Origin of the sequence: Pseudomonas sp. SWI44 (assembly GCF_002947915.1) — a bacterium.
In the GTDB taxonomy this organism is placed as follows: domain Bacteria; phylum Pseudomonadota; class Gammaproteobacteria; order Pseudomonadales; family Pseudomonadaceae; genus Aquipseudomonas; species Aquipseudomonas taiwanensis.
Map to the genome: position 1 here is coordinate 276690 of NZ_CP026674.1, position 15863 is coordinate 292552.

Sequence of the window (15863 nt, forward strand, 5' to 3'; positions counted from 1 at the left end):
GTGTCACTGCTTCTGTTCGGCCACGTTCTGTTCGAGGGGCTGGAAGGGTTGCAAGACGGTGGCGCGCTGCTCCCCCAGCACCCAGGCGAAACCGGCATACAGCACCATCAGACACACCATCGTGAGCAACGCCACGCTCCACCACGGCACGATACGCACCGGAGTGTGGCGCTGGTCGTGACCCTCCCAGCGTGGCGCCAACTCGCGCGGCACGTCGCCCCGCAGCTGGCGGATCTGGCGGAACAGCGCGTCGCGGATGCCTTCGAGTTCGGACATACCGCGATCGATTACCCGATACTTGCCCTCGAAGCCCAGCGACAGGCACAGGTACATCAGCTCCAGCATGGCCAGGTGCTTGACCGGGTTCTTCGACATGCGGTCGAGCAAGGCGAAGAACTTCTCGCCGCCGAAGGTTTCGTTGTGAAACGCACTGAGCAGGCTCATCTGGGACCACTGACTTTCGTTGCCCCACGAGGTGGTGACCACGGCTTCATCGACCACGGTGCAAATCAGGTAGCGCGCCACCGTCACCTGGCTGCTCTCGACCCCTTCGTAATGGATGCGCGCTTCGAAGGTGCGGATGTAGGCGCTCAGTCGCTCCTTGAGCGTATTCAAGTCTTCGGCGGTTTCGCTGTGCTTGAGCCGCACCACTTCCGAAATCAACTCGCCAGCAGCCGCCACCAACGGGTTGAGACCGACGCTGAAGCTGCCGCTGGCAGGGAGCCGCGCCGAATAGACCATACGCTGCTCCAGCGGCTCGACCTTGGCCGCATCGCCATGGGCCGTCAGTGGCTGGCCAGAGGGTGCCGAGCCATCCTGGTTGTACAGGACGGTCTTGTCGTCCTGCGGGTGTTCCGTGTCCTTGCTCATTGCGGTCAGTTCCTGATGGCCCAGAATTTCAGTTCAAGATCGGAGAACTCACTGGTGACGTGGAAGGCGAAACCACCAGAGCCATCCATCTTGGCGCGATCTGCGGCATCGAGTTCGACGATGAAGTAGGTTTTGTTGGCATGAAACGGGATCTGCCTCGGCGCCACAGGCAAGGGCTTGACCTTGAGCCCAGGCAAGTGAAGGTTGACCAACTGGCGAATGCGCTCCACCGGGCCGACCTTGAGGTGCAGCGGCAGACGCTGGCGCAGCTCCTCGGATTCGCAGTTGGCGCTGGCGGCCAGTACGAACGATGCCGTGGTGAGCAGCCCTGGATCGTGCAAGGGTGAAACCAGGATGCCGTACTGGCGCTGTTGCAGCTCCAACTCGATGGCATGTTGCTCGAGCACCATCGACAACACCTGACGGATCGACTCCATCAGCTTGCGGAAGCTGCTGCCCTGGTCACTGTGCTGGTAACGAGCGTCCAGCCGAGGGCGCTTGGTGTCGCTGGAGAAGGTCGACAGGTCGCCGAGCATGATCAGGAAGGTGCGGTACAACTCTTCCGGGTGCACCTGCTCAAGGTTCAGGTAGTGACGCAGCAGCAACTCGGTACGGTTGATCAGCTGCAGCATCATGAAGTCGCCCACCTCTGCACCGCCGACCTTGCCATTGGAGCGGATGCGCTCGGCCAGGGTGTCGCCACGCAAGGCCAGCATGCTGATCACTTCCTTCAGGCATGACTGCAGGTACACCGAGGATTGGGTCCGGATGTAGCTCGGGACGAAGTCCGGATCCAGGGTAATGACCCCGTCCGGCGAGGTGTCGAGCACTTCGCACACCTTGAGCTTGACGTACGCCTGGTCGCCCTGCTGCTCGCCCAGCAGCAGGCGGAAGTCCGGGCGCGCGCAGTTGATCTGGGTGCTGTTGTCATCGCCCGCGTTGGAATCGCTGACCTCCAGCTCGTAGGTGGTATAGCGCGTCAATACCTCGGCCTGCTCCGGCCGGCGGGCCTCGATGTGGTTTCCGGTGACCAGCGGCAAGGCCATGAAGATCGGCGTGCTGCCGGTGTTTGGCGGCACGTCCAGGGCCAGCGGTTCACTGCTGCCATCGAGCTCGAACAGACTGCCATCCGGCAGGATGCCTGCGGCACGACTGATCACCAGCTTGCCCATGGTCAGGAACTGCAGGTCGATCTCCAGATCGATGAAACCCCAGGTGCAATTACCCAGCAGCTGCGTGCGGGTTTTCATCTGGCTGTCGTAGTAGCGGTCGTTGTGCTGGAAATGCTGCGGGCGCAGCAGCATGCCTTCCTGCCAGACTACCTTGTGCACGTTCATGGCTGTTCACCCGCTTGGACTACCGCTGGTACGCCGTTGTGAATACCGGTCTTGTCCAGGTACAGGTTGACGACCGTCCGCTCACCGGCCCGAACCGGCTGCACCCGGCGCCACTCGGCTTGCTCCAGGTCGCGATAGGCGGCCAGCACGCCGACGAAGCGGCTGCCTGGGTCGATGCTCAGGTTCAGACTCAGGGTTTCGCCTGGGCGCAGTTCGTGCTCTTCGCTGGCAACCATGTCCAGGTCGAGGGCTTCTTTCGGGCGCTGGTAGAGCGTGAAGAAGTCGGTGCTTTCGAACGCGACCGGGTGCTTGAGCTCGAACAGACGTACCACTACCGGCGACGGCCGGCCGTTGATGTCGAGGTTGAGCGCGTCGGTGGCGGTCAGTGTCAGGTCGAGCTTGGTCATGTGCGAATACGGCGACAGCGCGGCACAGCCGGTCAACCAGGACGCGGCAACCAAAGCCCACGCTGCCCCGAAGCATTTGCGGGTGATAGGTTTCATGCAGTCATCCTCGCGGATCGTGGTGAAGGGAAGCGATCAGGCTCACCTGCTCTTCGTAGGTTTGGGCGAAGTCCTTGGCCAGCAGGCGCTCGCTCCAGTCGGCATCGGCACTGAGTGCTTCGTGGTAGCGCACGTATTGCTTCCAGCGGCTACCGAACCACGGCTTGCGACCCAGGCGTTCGAACTGCAACGCCAACTGACTGGGGGCAAAGTGTTCGAGGGTGCTGCGCAAGGCGCTGCGACTGGCACCAAGCAAAGCCACCTGGTGTGCCTGCAAGTCACGGAAGGCCTGGGCCACGGCCTGCTCGGCCGACAACTGTCCGGGCCGGCGCGGCTTGAGCAACTCGCCCAGGGCCTGGTCGGCTTCCAACGGCGCCTTGATCGGGTTCCGGCTGGCGCCTTGCGGGGTGGTGAGCGACAGGCGTAACTCGTTCTTGAGCTCGCTACGGGTGCGCAAGCTTTGCTGCAAGGCACCGATACTGTGGCGCAGCAAACCGGCTGCCTGCACCGCAAGGTCTTCGCGAGCTTGATCGTCGAGACCGGCGAGGTCGACGCCCAGCGCTGCGCCGAAGCGCTCCCAGAATGCTTCACTTCGCCGTTCGCGCGGGGCCGGTTGCGGGGCAGGCTCGGTAACCGGGGCTGGCACCAACGTCGGCACGATGATGTTTTCGCGGTCGATCTGGGCGTAGTCGGCACGCTGCTTGGCCGGGGTGTCGGGCAAGGTCATGGCGGCCAGTTCATCCATCGGTGCAAGGCGCGCCTCTTCGTTGTCCAGGGCGGACAGCGGGTCAAGCGCGAGGAAGGCATCATCGGGGATGATGTCCGATCCCGGTATGCCGAGCCCTACATCCAAGGCACGATCCGTTTCGATCAAGCGGGCGCGCACCTCGATGTCGCCCATCTGGTACACCGCCCCCTGCTCGATACGGTAGGCCTCGCCCTTGCGCAGTTGCGCACCGCTGCTGGCCAGGCGAATGCCATTGCTGCTCTGGTCGGTGAGGTAGAAGGCGCCCTCGCGATAGGTGACCTCGGCATGGTGGCTGGACAAGTGGCGCTTTTCGTCCTCGATGCACCAGTGGCAGTCCTTGGCGCGTCCAATGTGGCCGCCACTGCGGCCAAACGACTTGCTGGGCGAGTCGGTGCGGGTGTGCTGGCGTCTGTCCACCAGCTCGAAAACCAGTTCCATGGTCAGGGCTCCTTGGGCTCAGTTGCCACGATTGAGGGCCTGTGGGTCGCCCACTGGCCGGTAGCGGTCGTCATCGAACTTGTAGTTGCCGCTGCACCCGGCCAGGACCAGCACGGTTAACAGGGCCAGTAACGCAGCCCGCCAGATACCGATGAACATCGAAAACACTCCATGAGCTAAACAGGCAAGCACCAGCTGCGGCGCGCCTTGGATGTAAGAGAAAAGGTTCATGCCAGCCGGCCTGCGCCATCGCCGATCTGGATATTCAGGCGACCGAGTCGGTACAGCAGGGTGCGCCGCGGCAAGCCCAACTCGCGAGCGGCCATGGTCTGGTTGCCATCGTGCTTGCGCAGGCAGTCGAGCAGCAGATTGCGCTCGACCTGCTCGAGGCGTTCGCGCAGGTTCAGCTCGCCATCGCCCGCTGTGGATGCGGCGCCGTTCAGCGCAAAGTGCTCCGCCGCCAGCTCACGGCCCTCGCAGAGCACCACCGCGCGCTCCACCAGCCCCTTGAGCTCGCGAACGTTGCCAGGGAAGCCATAGCCTTCGAGGTGGTTCAGGGCGGCGTTGGACCAGATCACTGGGCTGCGCTGCAGGAACGCACAGGCCTTATCGGAAAAATGCCGTGCCAGGGCACTCACATCGCCGTCACGCTGGCGCAGTGGCGGCAAGTCGATCGGGAACTGGGCCAGGCGGTAATAGAGGTCTTCACGGAACTGACCGTCACGCACCATCTGCGCCAGGTCACGGTGCGTGGCAGCGACGATGCGCACGTCGATCTTGTGCGTGCTGTTAGCCCCCAACGGGCGGATCTCACCCTCCTGCAGCACCCGCAGCAACTTGGCCTGCAACGCCAGCGGCATGTCACCAATCTCGTCGAGCAACAGGGTGCCGCCGTCCGCGGCGTCGAACAGTCCCGGGCGGTCGCGGTCGGCCCCGGTGAAGGCGCCTTTGCGGTAACCGAACAGCTCGCTTTCCAGCAGGTGCTCGGGAAATGCCGCGCAGTTCTGCACCACGAATGGCCCCGAACGGCGAGGGCCGTAGTCGTGGATGGCCCGGGCCACCAATTCCTTGCCGGTGCCCGTCTCACCGAGCACCAGCACGGTGTAAGGGCTGTGCAGCACCTTGCTGATCATCTGGCAGGTCTGACGCATGGCCGGGCTGTCACCGATCAGGCCGTAACTACCGACCTCGGCCGGCTTGGCGACACTGGCCGGCAGCTGCGGCTGGGGTTGACGCAAACGCCGCAGCAGATGCAACTGAGCCATGGCGAAAGCACCGAGGCGTCCCAGCGAGTCGGCAAAACCGGCCAGCTCGATGCGCGCCCGGGCTACGCACAACAACACGCCAACCACCCGTTGCTGCGGGGTCACCAGGGGCACCGCCAGCAGCGCCTGCCATGGTGTTGCCTGAGCCGGCAGGAAACTGGTGTCGAACATGCTGGCGGACAGCTCGGCGATGCTCACCATGCGGTTCTGACACAAGGCGAACTGCATCAACTGCTCGCCATTGTAGTCGGCCGGCAGGCTGGCACAGTCCCGCGCCTGCAACTGCCCATCGAGGCAGGCGACCTCAAGCCCCAGCCGCGTGTGGGTCGAGTCGAGCAAGTACACCTGCACCAGCGCGCAGCCACTGAGCCCGGCCACCGCCTGGACCAGTGCCTGCATCAGGCCCTGCTCGTCAGCGGCGCAGGCCAGCTCGGTGAAGGTCCCCATCAAGGTCTCGGCATAGGCCAGAGGCTGCGGCACATGCGTGAACATCACTCCCACCTCAGGCGAACTCGCAGATCACGCCCGCAGCCGGGTCCAAGGTCGCATGCACACGGCTGATGTCCTCGCCGCTGGCCATGGCATCGAGCAGGCGATCAGCCACTTTTGGCAGCACGTGCGAATCGAGCAGGTGGTCGATCAGGCGGGCGCCACTCTCGCTCTGGCTGCAGCGCTCGGCCAGGTGGTCGACCAGCGGCTGGCAATAGCTGAACGCCAGTTGCCGACGCTGCAGTCGCTCGCCCAGGCGGGCAAGCTTGATCTCGATGAGTTCGCGCAGCACCGGGCCACCGACCGGGTAGTACGGCACCACGCGCATGCGCGCCAGCAGGGCCGGCTTGAAGTGGCGGCTGAGCACAGGGCGGATATGGCTTTCAAGCTGCTCGGCATCCGGGCGCTTGCCGTTCTCGCAGAGGGCGCTGATCTGATCGCTGGCCAGATTCGAGGTCATCAGGATCAGGGTGTTGCGAAAATCGATCTGTCGCCCTTCGCCATCGTTGGCCACGCCTTTGTCGAAGATCTGATAGAACAGGTTGAGCACGTCGGGGTCGGCTTTTTCCACCTCATCGAGCAACACCACCGAGTATGGTTTCTGGCGCACGGCTTCGGTCAACATGCCGCCTTCGCCATAACCCACATATCCAGGTGGCGCACCGATCAGGCGCGAAACAGTGTGTTTTTCCTGGAACTCGGACATGTTGATGGTAGTGATGAAGCGATCACCACCGTACAGCAGGTCGGCCAGGGCCAGCGCCGTTTCTGTCTTGCCCACGCCACTTGGGCCAACCAGCAGGAACACCCCCACCGGTGCATCGGGCTTGTTCAGACCTGCGGCGGTGGCCCGCATGGCACGGTCAAGGGCATGCACGGCCTGCTCCTGGCCACGGATGCGCGCACGCAGGTCGTCGGCGAAGCTGACCACTTTGGCGTTATGCTCGCGTGCCAGCTGGGTCAACGGCACGCCCGTCCAGGCGCTAATCACTTCGGCCACCAGCCGTGGACAGACCTCGGCACTGACCAGGCGCTCTTGCGCCTGGGCATCGAGCAAGGCCTGGTGCGTCTCGGCAAGGCGCTGCTGCAGCTGCTCGCGGGTCTCGACCAGGGTGCCCTCCTCGTCCGCCTCGGCCACCGGCGCCACGGCAGCGCTGGCAACTTGCTGACGCAATGCCAGCACTTGCTCGGCCAGCTCACGCTGGCGCGCCCAGCGCACGCTCAGGTGTCGCTCTTGCTCGGTCGCCTCGGCCAGGCGCTGCTGCAAGCCTTCGAACGCTTCCTGGTCGATCTGCAGCCCTGCCTCAGCATCACGGCTGATGGCATTGCGTTGGCGCTCGCCTTCGGCCAGCTCGGCGCGCAAGCGCTCCAGGCTGTCGGGCGGCGCCGCCAGGCTGATGCGCACGCGGGCACAAGCGGTGTCGAGCACATCGACCGCCTTGTCCGGCAGTTGTCGACCGGTAAGGTAGCGCGCCGACAACTCGGCAGCGGCCACCACGGCGTCGTCGCGCAGGTAGATGCCGTGGCTTTTTTCGTACAACTGCGCCAGGCCACGCAGGATGGTCACCGCTTCAACCACGGTCGGCTCATGCAGTTGCACCGGCTGGAAGCGACGGGCCAGTGCCGGGTCCTTCTCGAAGTATTTCTTGTATTCGGCCCAGGTGGTGGCGGCGATGGTGCGCAGTTCGCCGCGTGCCAACGCGGGCTTGAGCAGGTTGGCGGCATCGGAGCCACCCGCGTTGCCACCGGCACCGATCAGGGTGTGTGCTTCGTCGATGAACAGGATGATTGGCCGGGGCGAGGCCTTGACCTCGTCGATCACGCCCTTGAGGCGCCGCTCGAACTCGCCTTTGACGCTGGCGCCAGCCTGCAACAGGCCCATGTCCAGCGCCAGTAGGTCGACGCCCTGCAAGGCAGGCGGCACCTGGCCTGCGACGATACGCGCCGCCAGCCCTTCGACCACGGCGGTCTTGCCGACACCGGCCTCGCCCACCACGATGGGGTTGTTCTTGCGTCGACGAGCGAGGATATCGATCATCTGGCGGATCGAACCGTCGCGGCACAGCACCGGGTCGAGCTTGCCGGCACGGGCCTGCTCGGTAAGGTTGTGGGTGAAACGCTGCAGCATCGACTCGCCCTGAGGCTGGCCAGCGGCCTTGGGCGCAGCGGGCTGCTGGGCCAGCGCATAGCCCTTTAGGCGTTCGATATCCAGGCGGCCTAGGAGCTTCTGGTAACGGCTGCCGGCATAGCGCAGCGGGTTGCGCAACAGTGCCAGGATCAAGGCAGCCTGGTCGACCTGGGCCTGGCTCAGTTCAAGGTTGGACACCAGCAGCGCATCCTGCAACCACTGCACCAGTTCCGGGGAGAACACGGGGTTGCGGGTGGCACTGTGCTCGACCGCCGTATGCAGCGCGGCGCGGAATTCGCCGAAATCGACCTCGGCGTCTTGCAGCGCTCGCTGCAACAGACTGCCTTCACGTTCGAACAAGCCGAGCAGCAGGTCTTCGACGAGGATCTTGCTGCCGCTGCGAGCGACGCAGCGCTCGGCGCAGCGCTCCAGGTCACGGCGGCTGTCGGCATCCAGGGCTTGTACGAGTTGTTGCAGGTCTACGTTGATCATGGTCATTGATCCTTAATGAATTTTGCTTCCCAAAGTCACCACGCCATCGGCGCGCTCGCGCCCCAACCAGCTGGTCCAGCCCAAGTGGCAGACGTTCTGCTCGCCAATGCGTAGCTCGCGAATTTCCTCGCGGCGCAGCTCCAGGCGGATGTCGTAATCAAGGGGGTCGCGCAGCGTGAAACGTACCAACGCACACAGCGGCTGATAGCCGAGGCCGATGGGCAGGAATTCGTGAAAGCGCTGCCAGTCCAACTGGGTGATGTGAATACGGAACTTGCCACTGCGATCGCGCACCCGCTCGCCCAGTACCGCGTCTTCACCGAGCAGGCTGTTCGCCAGGCCAAGGCGGTTGCACTGTTCCTCGAGAATCTCCACGCGTCGTTCCAGGCATTGCTCGATGACCAGGTCGGCGTGCTTGAAGTAATAGCGCAGCACCGCCTCGATCAGGGCGGCCGAATGCGCACGCAGGCTCAGCACGCCCAGGTACGGCAGTAGGCGCTTCCAGTTCAGTTCCTTGGCCCTGCGGATCTCCTCACCGCCCAGGCCGATCAAGGCGAACAGGTGCGATGAGAAGCCATCCAGCGCCCCGCTCTTGAAGCTGGCGCGGTAGCGGTACTTTTGCCAGATCGGCAGGAGCAAGCGTTGCAGCCGGTGGTGGAACAGGTCGAGAAACTGGCGCGTGGGGTTGCCATCTTCACTGTCACCCAACGCCTGTTCGCCATAGAACGCGGGCAGCGGCGAGCTGGAACCGATCAGGCTCACCAGGTTGAATCGAAGACGCGCACGCAACTGGCCGTGCTCGCGGAAGAACTCGACGCGGTCGACATCGCTGCGCGGAAAGCCCAGGCTCGGGTTGGCCTCGAACTCGAGCAGGTCATACAGCTCGTCGTCCTCCAGGTACGGGTAATGCTCGCGCAACTGCTCGGTGACCAGCAGAACCGCCTGGAACAGCGAGTATTCACGGATGCTCCGGCTCAGCCGGCTCAAAGCAGGGGCTGCAGGCCCATACGTGGTGTCCATTGGTACACCTCCCCTTGTGTGCTTTTCACCCGCAGCTCGTGGTACGAGTTGAGGCTGGCGTAGAGTGCGAAGAACTCGTTGAGCACCGAGGCGAAGACGAACAGGTCGCCTTCACCGATGTAACCCTCGGGATCGATCGTCAGTTCGGTGCGCAGGCCGCGTAGCGGCAGGCCACGGTGCAAGCGGTCGACATGCTGGTGGCGGATCGACTTGAGCCCACCGAGCAGGCGTCGGCTGACCTTCTCCGCGTGCTGGTCGTAGTAGCGCGGCAGGTCATAGGTTTCGAGGATGACCTTCAGCGCGTCCACATCGGCCAGCGACAGGTAGTTCAGCGACATGTTGCTGATCAGCTTCCAAAGAAAATCGCGATTGAGCGGCGGTGCATAACTGGAGGTGACCGCAGTGATGTTGCGGAAGGTCAGGAACTCGGGGGTCTGCTCGCTCAGCATGCAGATGTCACCGAGTTTGAGCCGCCGCGGCAGGTTCTGATTGGTGCACGTCAGCTCGATCGACAAGGTCTCGTGGAACTCGCCGCCATGCACACCGAAGCTCAGGTAGGTATCGAGGCCATCGTGCAGCAGCGAAGAGCGTTGGCGCAGGCTGTAGTGCGATCGGCTGTGCGGCACATCGAAGCTGGGGTCGTGCTCGAAGGACTCGAAGGGCACGTATTCCTGGTAGCCCAGTCCTCCGGGGCTCCAGCCGGTGACACCATCGACCGAGAATACCCCGCAGTGCTCGGGGTCGAGCTCGGCAGGCAACAGCAGGTATTCGTCCTGCTTGCCGTCCAGGCGGATCGGCAAGGCGTCGTGCTTGAACAGGTTGACGATTGGCGTGCAGTACAGTTTCACATTGTCCAGGGTCGGGCGCAGGCGCTGGGCTTCGGCTTTGCGGATATCGAAACGCACCTCCACGCCGTGCACCTGCTTGAGGGTTTCCTCGGGCAGCCGCTGCAGAACGTCCAGGCCAGTGACATCGACGAACAGGAACTTGTCCTGGAAGGCGAAGTACTCCTGCAAGAAGCGATAGCCACGAAACGTGTTCAACGGGTAAGGAATCAGCGCCTCTTCCTCGGCGAACCCTACCGGATGAACCTTGGCATCCCGCGCCTTGAGGACCAGCGGATCGCCAGCGTCGTTGAGCAACGGTTTGCCATTGCTGCACAGCGCTATGAGCTCGATGCCAGCCAGTCCGCGCAACAGGCTCAAGTAGAGCATCTGGCTGATGTAGCGCTCTCCGGCCAGGTGCAGGCGCAGGCGGCTGAGCTTGACGTCGCCGACATGGCCATCGCAGTTCATGTCCAGGCGCAGGCTGAGCAGCGCGCCCTGACCATTGAGCGAGTAATTGAGCGCGCTCAGTTTCAGCGGCAGGACCTCGGTGGGGTAACAGGTGCGAAAGCGGCAGCTGACCCCATCGATAGGCCGACCTTCCACTGGCGTGTCGCGCTCGACCAGCAGTGCCGGACCGGCCTGGCGCAGCGGGTCGAACTGCAGGATGCTGAAGGCTGGCAACGGACGCATGTAGTTGGGCCACAGCAGCAACATCAGTGAGTGAGTGAGCTCAGGCAGCTCGTCGTCGAGCTTCTGGCGTAAACGACCCGTGAGAAAGGCAAAGCCTTCGAGCAGCCGCTCGACATCGGGGTCGCGTCCGGCCTGGCCCAGGTACGGCGCCAACGCCGGGCTACGCTCGGCGAAACGGCGACCTAGCTGGCGCAGGGCCGTCAGCTCGCTTTGGTAGTAATGATTGAAGGACATCTGTCGTTTCGCCTGAATTCGGTCTGGGTACCACCGTGGCTGCCTGAGCAGTCCCTGGCAGACGGCGTGCGGCTAGCCGGTGGTGGTCAAAAAGTCACAGGGAGAGCCCAGTCATGTGCAAGGCAACATCACCAGTCTCCCTGACCTACGCTGACTTGCCCGCTGCCATCCAGGCGCGCGGCAAAACTGACCTGGCGCTTGATACCGTTCACCTCAAGCTGGCCTTCGATACTGAAAGCGAGCTTGAGCTGATCGTGATCACGCGGTCTTGAAATCACCCTGACATCCGACAAGCGCGGCTCGTAGGCCTCGATGAAATGCTCGATGGCCTGGCGGGCCTGACTGAGCGCGTCGTGCAGGCTCAGGCGCATGTCGTTGAGATCGGGCAACCCGTAGTCGGCAAGCGTCTGCACGCTACCGGCCCGGGTGCTGAGCATCTTCGCCAGATGAGCGGCGACGGACGCCATGGCAGCATCTTCACGCCGCCAGTTGGCACGCTTGCCGGCTTCGCCGCTCAAACGTTCGAACAGGCTTCCGTATCCGCTCGTCATCGGCGTGTTACTCCTTGTCCAGCTTGCCGACCAGCGACAGGGTGAAATCGGCCCCCATGTACTTGAAGTGCGGACGCACGTTCAGGCTCACGCGGTACCAGCCCGGCTCACCTTCCACGTCGCTGACGATGACCTGTGCCGCACGCAGCGGACGGCGGCCACGGACTTCGGCGCTGGGGTTCTCCTGGTCGGCCACGTACTGGCGGATCCACTTGTTCAGCTCCAGCTCCAGGTCGGTGCGCTCCTTCCAGGAGCCCAGTTGCTCGCGCTGCAGGACCTTGATGTAGTGGGCCAGTCGGTTGACGATCATCATGTACGGCAGCTGGGTGCCGAGCTTGTAGTTCAGTTCGGCCGTCTTGCCTTCGGCGCTGATGCCGAAGAACTTCGGTTTCTGTACCGAGTTGGCCGAGAAGAACGCTGCGTTGTCGCTACCTTTGCGCATGGTCAGGGCGATGAAGCCCTCTTCGGCCAGTTCGTACTCGCGGCGGTCGGAAACCAGCACTTCGGTCGGGATCTTGGTTTCGATCTCGCCCATGCTTTCGAAGTGGTGCAACGGCAGGTCTTCCACCGCGCCTCCGCTCTGCGGACCGATGATGTTCGGGCACCAGCGGAACTTGGCAAAGCTGTCGGTCAGCTTGGTGCCGAAGGCGAAGGCAGTGTTGCCCCACAGGTAGTGTTCGTGGCTGTTGGCGACGGTTTCGCGGTAGACGAACGACTTGACCGGGTTCTCCTCCGGGTCGTACGGGTTGCGCAGCAGGAAGCGCGGCACGGTCAGGCCGATGTAGCGCGAGTCCTCCGACTGGCGGAAGCTCTGCCACTTGGCGAATTGCGGGCCTTCGAAGTGGTCTTTCAGGTCTTTGAGGTCCGGCAGGCCGGTGAAGCTTTCCAGGCCGAAGAACTTGGGGCCGGCCGCGGCGATGAACGGCGCGTGGGACATGCACGCTACGCTGGACACGTACTGCATCAGCTTGACGTCCGGCGAGCTCGGCGACAGGAAGTAGTTGGCGATGACCGCGCCAACCGGCTGGCCACCGAACTGGCCGTACTCAGCGGTGTAGATGTGCTTGTACAGGCCGGCCTGCATCACTTCGGGCGAGTCCTCGAAGTCGTCCAGCAGGTCTTGCTTGGAAACGTTGAGGATTTCGATCTTGATGTTTTCGCGGAAGTTGGTGCGGTCGACCAGCAACTGCAGGCCACGCCACGCCGACTCCATGGCCTGGAAATCGGCATGGTGGAGGATCTCGTCCATCTGACGGCTGAGCTTGGCATCGATCTCGGCGATCATGCGGTCGACCAGCGCCTTCTTGACCGGCTCGCCGTCGTTCTGCGGCTTGAGCAACTCTTCGATGAAGGCCGACACACCGCGCTTGGCGATGTCGTAGGCTTCGTCGTCGGGGGTCAGACGGGTTTCGGCGATGATGCTGTCGAGAATGCTGAATTCGCTGTTCTCGGCGCTCTGTTGTTGTGCGGCGGTGCTCATGACAAATAGCTTCCTTGACTAGTGGGTTCAGGCGTCCGGCGTTGCATTGATGCCCAGCTCACCGAGCACGCGCTCACGCGAGGCATCATCGGCCAGCACGCCTTCGATGGCCTTGCGGAACGCTGGAGCGTTACCCAGCGGGCCTTTCAGCGCGACCAGGGCCTCACGCAGCTCCATCAGCTTCTTCAACTCAGGCACCTGCTCGACCAGGCTGGCCGGGTTGAAGTCCTTCATCGAATTGATGCGCAGGCTGACGGCAAGCTCGTCGCTTTCGGCGCCTTCCTGCAGGCGATTGGGCACGGCCAGGGTCATGCTCAGTTCCTGCTTGGCCAGCACTTCGTCGAAGTTCATCTTGTCGATGCTGATCGGTTTGCGGTCTTCGATCTTGCGATCATCGGCACGCAGCGTGTAGTCACCGATCGCCAGCAGTTTCAGCGGCAGTTCGATCTCTTCCTGAGCGCCGCCAGTGGCGGGTTTGAAGGTGACGTTGATACGTTCCTTGGGGGCTACCGAGCCTTCTTTGGCCATTGGTTTTCTCCTTGAGGGTTATGGCCCTTGGGCCTATTCGAGTACGACTTCGAGATCGAGGTGGCACAGACGGCGATAGATCTCGTCCTTGCGCTCGCGAACCACATGGTTCTGCGGCAACAATTCACAGCAGGTGTGCAACAGATGCAGCACCTGCAGCGACAGGTCTGGCTCCCAGGCATCCAGGCCGGATTGGCACAGCTGCAGATCGAGGGCTTCCAGTTGGGTCTTGGCCAGCTCGTACTTTTTTGCCGTGAAGCACAGCCGGGCTTGGCTGAGTTGCCAGAAGAAGCGCTCTCGCCCGCCGTGGCACCCTTGCATCTGCTGCTTGAGCTGCTGCACCGCCTTCTTCAGGCCATCCTTGCGCAGTACCGGGATCGCCGCTTCCAGGGCCTCTTCCCAGGGCGCCTGGCGCTCGCTGGATTCGACCACTGGCTGAGCGACGACTGCCTGCAGGTGGGGCGAGACCTGGGAGGCAATCCAGGCGCGGGTCTCGGGGTCGGCGAACGGTGTGCCATCGTGAAACTTGAGCTCGATCAGCATGGGCAGGCGCTGCAGCAGCGAGGCGAAGTTCATTTCCACTTCACGCATGCCGGCCTCGACGTTCAGGGCCTGGCAGCACTCCCAGACCATGCGCTGTCCGTCGAACCAGAACGGTGCCTTGGCCACGCTGTTCTCCAGTTCGACCAGCAGGTCGGCATAGGCGCCTTGCTCGAAGCGGTCGCGGTAGCTCTTGAGCTTGTCGACCGGCACCCCCCGTAGCGCGGTGACATTCTCGGCGTTGCGTTCGGGAACGGCTTCGATGGGCAACCACAGCAGTGTGCGGTTAAGGCGCAGCGCGCGCAGGTCGGTGGCTTTCTGTCGCTGCCACCACACGCACAGCTGGCGCCCCTGCTCCTGCTGGGCACGCAGGGCCTTGCCGGCATCCTTTTCACTCTCCACCGGTTCGCCAGGAGTGAACAGCTGCGTGGCCGCCTGCTTGACCTGGTTGACGATCGCCCCGACACTCCCCGCTGGCGGCTCGTTGCTGGCCGAACGTTGCACCTGGTTCTTGAGCGAACGGCAAAGCGGCAGCAGCATCGGTGCATCGGTGCCCAGTTGCTGCGAGAGAAACGCCTCGAGCCCAGCGAGGTGCTCGACCATCTGCTGGAACAGTGGCAGTTGCTCCTTGATCGCGATATCGCTGTCCAACGCCTGCTCCAGGCGCGGAACCAGCCAGCCGATCGCCGCCGAGCGCGTACGGGCCTTTTGCGGATGAACTGTCTCCCAGTGCTGCTCGCACAACTGACGCAGCATGCCCAGCCCTGCCAGCAGCCCCGCGTAGGACTCGCGCTGGTACAGCGCCCAGGTCAACCAGGCACCGACGCGCAGATCCTTGGACTGCTCTCGCAGCAGCGTTTCACCGCCTTCGAGAATCTTCAGCCAGTCGACCTGGCCGCTGGCATGTATTGACTGAGCCTTGCCAAGTTCAGCTTCCAAGGCTTCGAACTCGGAAGAAAAACGCACATCTTCGCCGACGAAAGATCCCGGCGCGATGGCATTACTGGCGAGCGCTGCAAAACGCGCAGTCAGTTTCGAGGAGTAGGACATCCATATCTCACATTGTGAACTTTCGCGCGCACAATACTTGGCGAAACCACTTATTCAGTGGACACGAAGTTCAAACTATCGAAGCTCACACCCTAGTGAGCAGCCAGGAAAACGGGCACCAAAGCCAAGGACTCAAACGGTCTCGAAAGCCGCGAAAAGCCTTGGAAACTTCACCACCCTACTCCAGTTCAGCAGATCAACTCGAAAGACTATACAAACCCTAACCACTTCCTAAAATAGCCGCATGGGAAATTCAGATTCGTCTTACGGAAATATCCGATACTGAATTAACTCGTAACAACCCCCGTTGATCCATCCATTAAATTATTAAATTTAATGACTACGACCGGGCAATGGCGTGGGAAAGACGCAAACGTTTGAGCGCAAGACAAGAATGCTCGCCAAGGGGGGCTGGATGGAGTGCTCGGGAAGGTAGTGCGCAGAGGTAGCAACAGCGAGAACATCGATGGCGTTGGCTTGCAGTGGCGCGGCCTTAAGCACAGGCGACGACACCGCCGCGCCATGGCCCGGAAGACGGCCATCCAGGCGACCCAGTGGCCGCTCCAACTCAGTACTGCCAACGACGGAATGATCCGGTGTCATGTATCGCTCCTTGAAGTCACTTTCGCACATCCCAGTGCACCGTGGCGCGCAAGCTACCAGCTCTTCCGGC

Annotated in this window: 13 protein-coding genes; all 13 read right to left on the reverse strand. The window is 62.8% G+C overall.

What is annotated here, in order from left to right; genetic code table 11:
* Window positions 1–3: 3 nt before the first annotated feature.
* Entirely contained in the window at window positions 4–870 is an 867-nt protein-coding gene (gene icmH / locus C4Q26_RS01250; RefSeq protein ID WP_023380005.1) for a type IVB secretion system protein IcmH/DotU, read from the reverse strand.
* Between the two features lie 5 nt (window positions 871–875).
* Window positions 876–2207, reverse strand: a complete 1332-nt coding sequence (tssK, locus tag C4Q26_RS01255) for a type VI secretion system baseplate subunit TssK (RefSeq protein WP_023380004.1) — start codon at window positions 2205–2207, stop codon at window positions 876–878.
* Window positions 2204–2710: a type VI secretion system lipoprotein TssJ gene (gene tssJ, locus C4Q26_RS01260; RefSeq protein WP_023380003.1), complete on the reverse strand. Its 507-nt coding sequence runs from the start codon at window positions 2708–2710 to the stop codon at window positions 2204–2206. The genes tssK and tssJ overlap by 4 nt, the downstream gene beginning before the upstream one ends.
* 4 nt (window positions 2711–2714) lie before the next feature.
* The gene (gene tagH, locus C4Q26_RS01265; protein ID WP_104882586.1) at window positions 2715–3896 is read right to left on the reverse strand and encodes a type VI secretion system-associated FHA domain protein TagH; all 1182 of its coding nucleotides are present in this window, start codon (window positions 3894–3896) and stop codon (window positions 2715–2717) included.
* Between the two features lie 18 nt (window positions 3897–3914).
* Window positions 3915–4055 (reverse strand): hypothetical protein, encoded by a 141-nt coding sequence (locus tag C4Q26_RS01270; RefSeq protein ID WP_023380001.1) that lies wholly within the window; start codon window positions 4053–4055, stop codon window positions 3915–3917.
* A gap of 68 nt (window positions 4056–4123) precedes the next feature.
* Window positions 4124–5653 (reverse strand): sigma-54-dependent Fis family transcriptional regulator, encoded by a 1530-nt coding sequence (locus C4Q26_RS01275; RefSeq protein WP_023380000.1) that lies wholly within the window; start codon window positions 5651–5653, stop codon window positions 4124–4126.
* A 10-nt stretch (window positions 5654–5663) separates the two neighbouring features.
* Window positions 5664–8276: a type VI secretion system ATPase TssH gene (tssH, locus tag C4Q26_RS01280; protein WP_162472068.1), complete on the reverse strand. Its 2613-nt coding sequence runs from the start codon at window positions 8274–8276 to the stop codon at window positions 5664–5666.
* Window positions 8277–8282: 6 nt separating this feature from the next.
* Window positions 8283–9290 carry a type VI secretion system baseplate subunit TssG gene (gene tssG, locus C4Q26_RS01285; protein ID WP_023379998.1) on the reverse strand — a complete coding sequence of 336 codons (1008 nt, stop codon included), beginning with the start codon at window positions 9288–9290 and terminating at the stop codon, window positions 8283–8285.
* The gene (tssF, locus tag C4Q26_RS01290) at window positions 9254–11041 is read right to left on the reverse strand and encodes a type VI secretion system baseplate subunit TssF (RefSeq protein WP_023379997.1); all 1788 of its coding nucleotides are present in this window, start codon (window positions 11039–11041) and stop codon (window positions 9254–9256) included. The genes tssG and tssF overlap by 37 nt, the downstream gene beginning before the upstream one ends.
* A gap of 128 nt (window positions 11042–11169) precedes the next feature.
* Window positions 11170–11592, reverse strand: coding sequence for a type VI secretion system baseplate subunit TssE (gene tssE / locus C4Q26_RS01295; protein WP_023379996.1), 423 nt, complete (start codon window positions 11590–11592; stop codon window positions 11170–11172).
* A 7-nt stretch (window positions 11593–11599) separates the two neighbouring features.
* The gene (tssC, locus tag C4Q26_RS01300; RefSeq protein WP_023379995.1) at window positions 11600–13072 is read right to left on the reverse strand and encodes a type VI secretion system contractile sheath large subunit; all 1473 of its coding nucleotides are present in this window, start codon (window positions 13070–13072) and stop codon (window positions 11600–11602) included.
* A gap of 27 nt (window positions 13073–13099) precedes the next feature.
* Complete coding sequence (gene tssB, locus C4Q26_RS01305) at window positions 13100–13600, reverse strand: type VI secretion system contractile sheath small subunit (RefSeq protein ID WP_023379994.1); 501 nt, start codon at window positions 13598–13600, stop codon at window positions 13100–13102.
* Between the two features lie 33 nt (window positions 13601–13633).
* Complete coding sequence (gene tssA / locus C4Q26_RS01310) at window positions 13634–15190, reverse strand: type VI secretion system protein TssA (RefSeq protein ID WP_023379993.1); 1557 nt, start codon at window positions 15188–15190, stop codon at window positions 13634–13636.
* Window positions 15191–15863: the final 673 nt, after the last annotated feature.

Bases quoted from the DNA above. Each gene is read 5' to 3' on its own strand.
- tssG (WP_023379998.1), bottom strand. From the start codon at position 9,290: ATGGACACCACGTATGGGCCTGCAGCCCCTGCTTTGAGCCGGCTGAGC.
- tssJ (WP_023380003.1), bottom strand. From the start codon at position 2,710: ATGAAACCTATCACCCGCAAATGCTTCGGGGCAGCGTGGGCTTTGGTT.
- tssC (WP_023379995.1), bottom strand. From the start codon at position 13,072: ATGAGCACCGCCGCACAACAACAGAGCGCCGAGAACAGCGAATTCAGC.
- C4Q26_RS01270 (WP_023380001.1), bottom strand. From the start codon at position 4,055: ATGTTCATCGGTATCTGGCGGGCTGCGTTACTGGCCCTGTTAACCGTG.
- tssK (WP_023380004.1), bottom strand. From the start codon at position 2,207: ATGAACGTGCACAAGGTAGTCTGGCAGGAAGGCATGCTGCTGCGCCCG.
- icmH (WP_023380005.1), bottom strand. From the start codon at position 870: ATGAGCAAGGACACGGAACACCCGCAGGACGACAAGACCGTCCTGTAC.
- C4Q26_RS01275 (WP_023380000.1), bottom strand. From the start codon at position 5,653: ATGTTCACGCATGTGCCGCAGCCTCTGGCCTATGCCGAGACCTTGATG.
- tssH (WP_162472068.1), bottom strand. From the start codon at position 8,276: ATGACCATGATCAACGTAGACCTGCAACAACTCGTACAAGCCCTGGAT.
- tssA (WP_023379993.1), bottom strand. From the start codon at position 15,190: ATGTCCTACTCCTCGAAACTGACTGCGCGTTTTGCAGCGCTCGCCAGT.
- tssF (WP_023379997.1), bottom strand. From the start codon at position 11,041: ATGTCCTTCAATCATTACTACCAAAGCGAGCTGACGGCCCTGCGCCAG.
- tssE (WP_023379996.1), bottom strand. From the start codon at position 11,592: ATGACGAGCGGATACGGAAGCCTGTTCGAACGTTTGAGCGGCGAAGCC.
- tagH (WP_104882586.1), bottom strand. From the start codon at position 3,896: ATGGAACTGGTTTTCGAGCTGGTGGACAGACGCCAGCACACCCGCACC.
- tssB (WP_023379994.1), bottom strand. From the start codon at position 13,600: ATGGCCAAAGAAGGCTCGGTAGCCCCCAAGGAACGTATCAACGTCACC.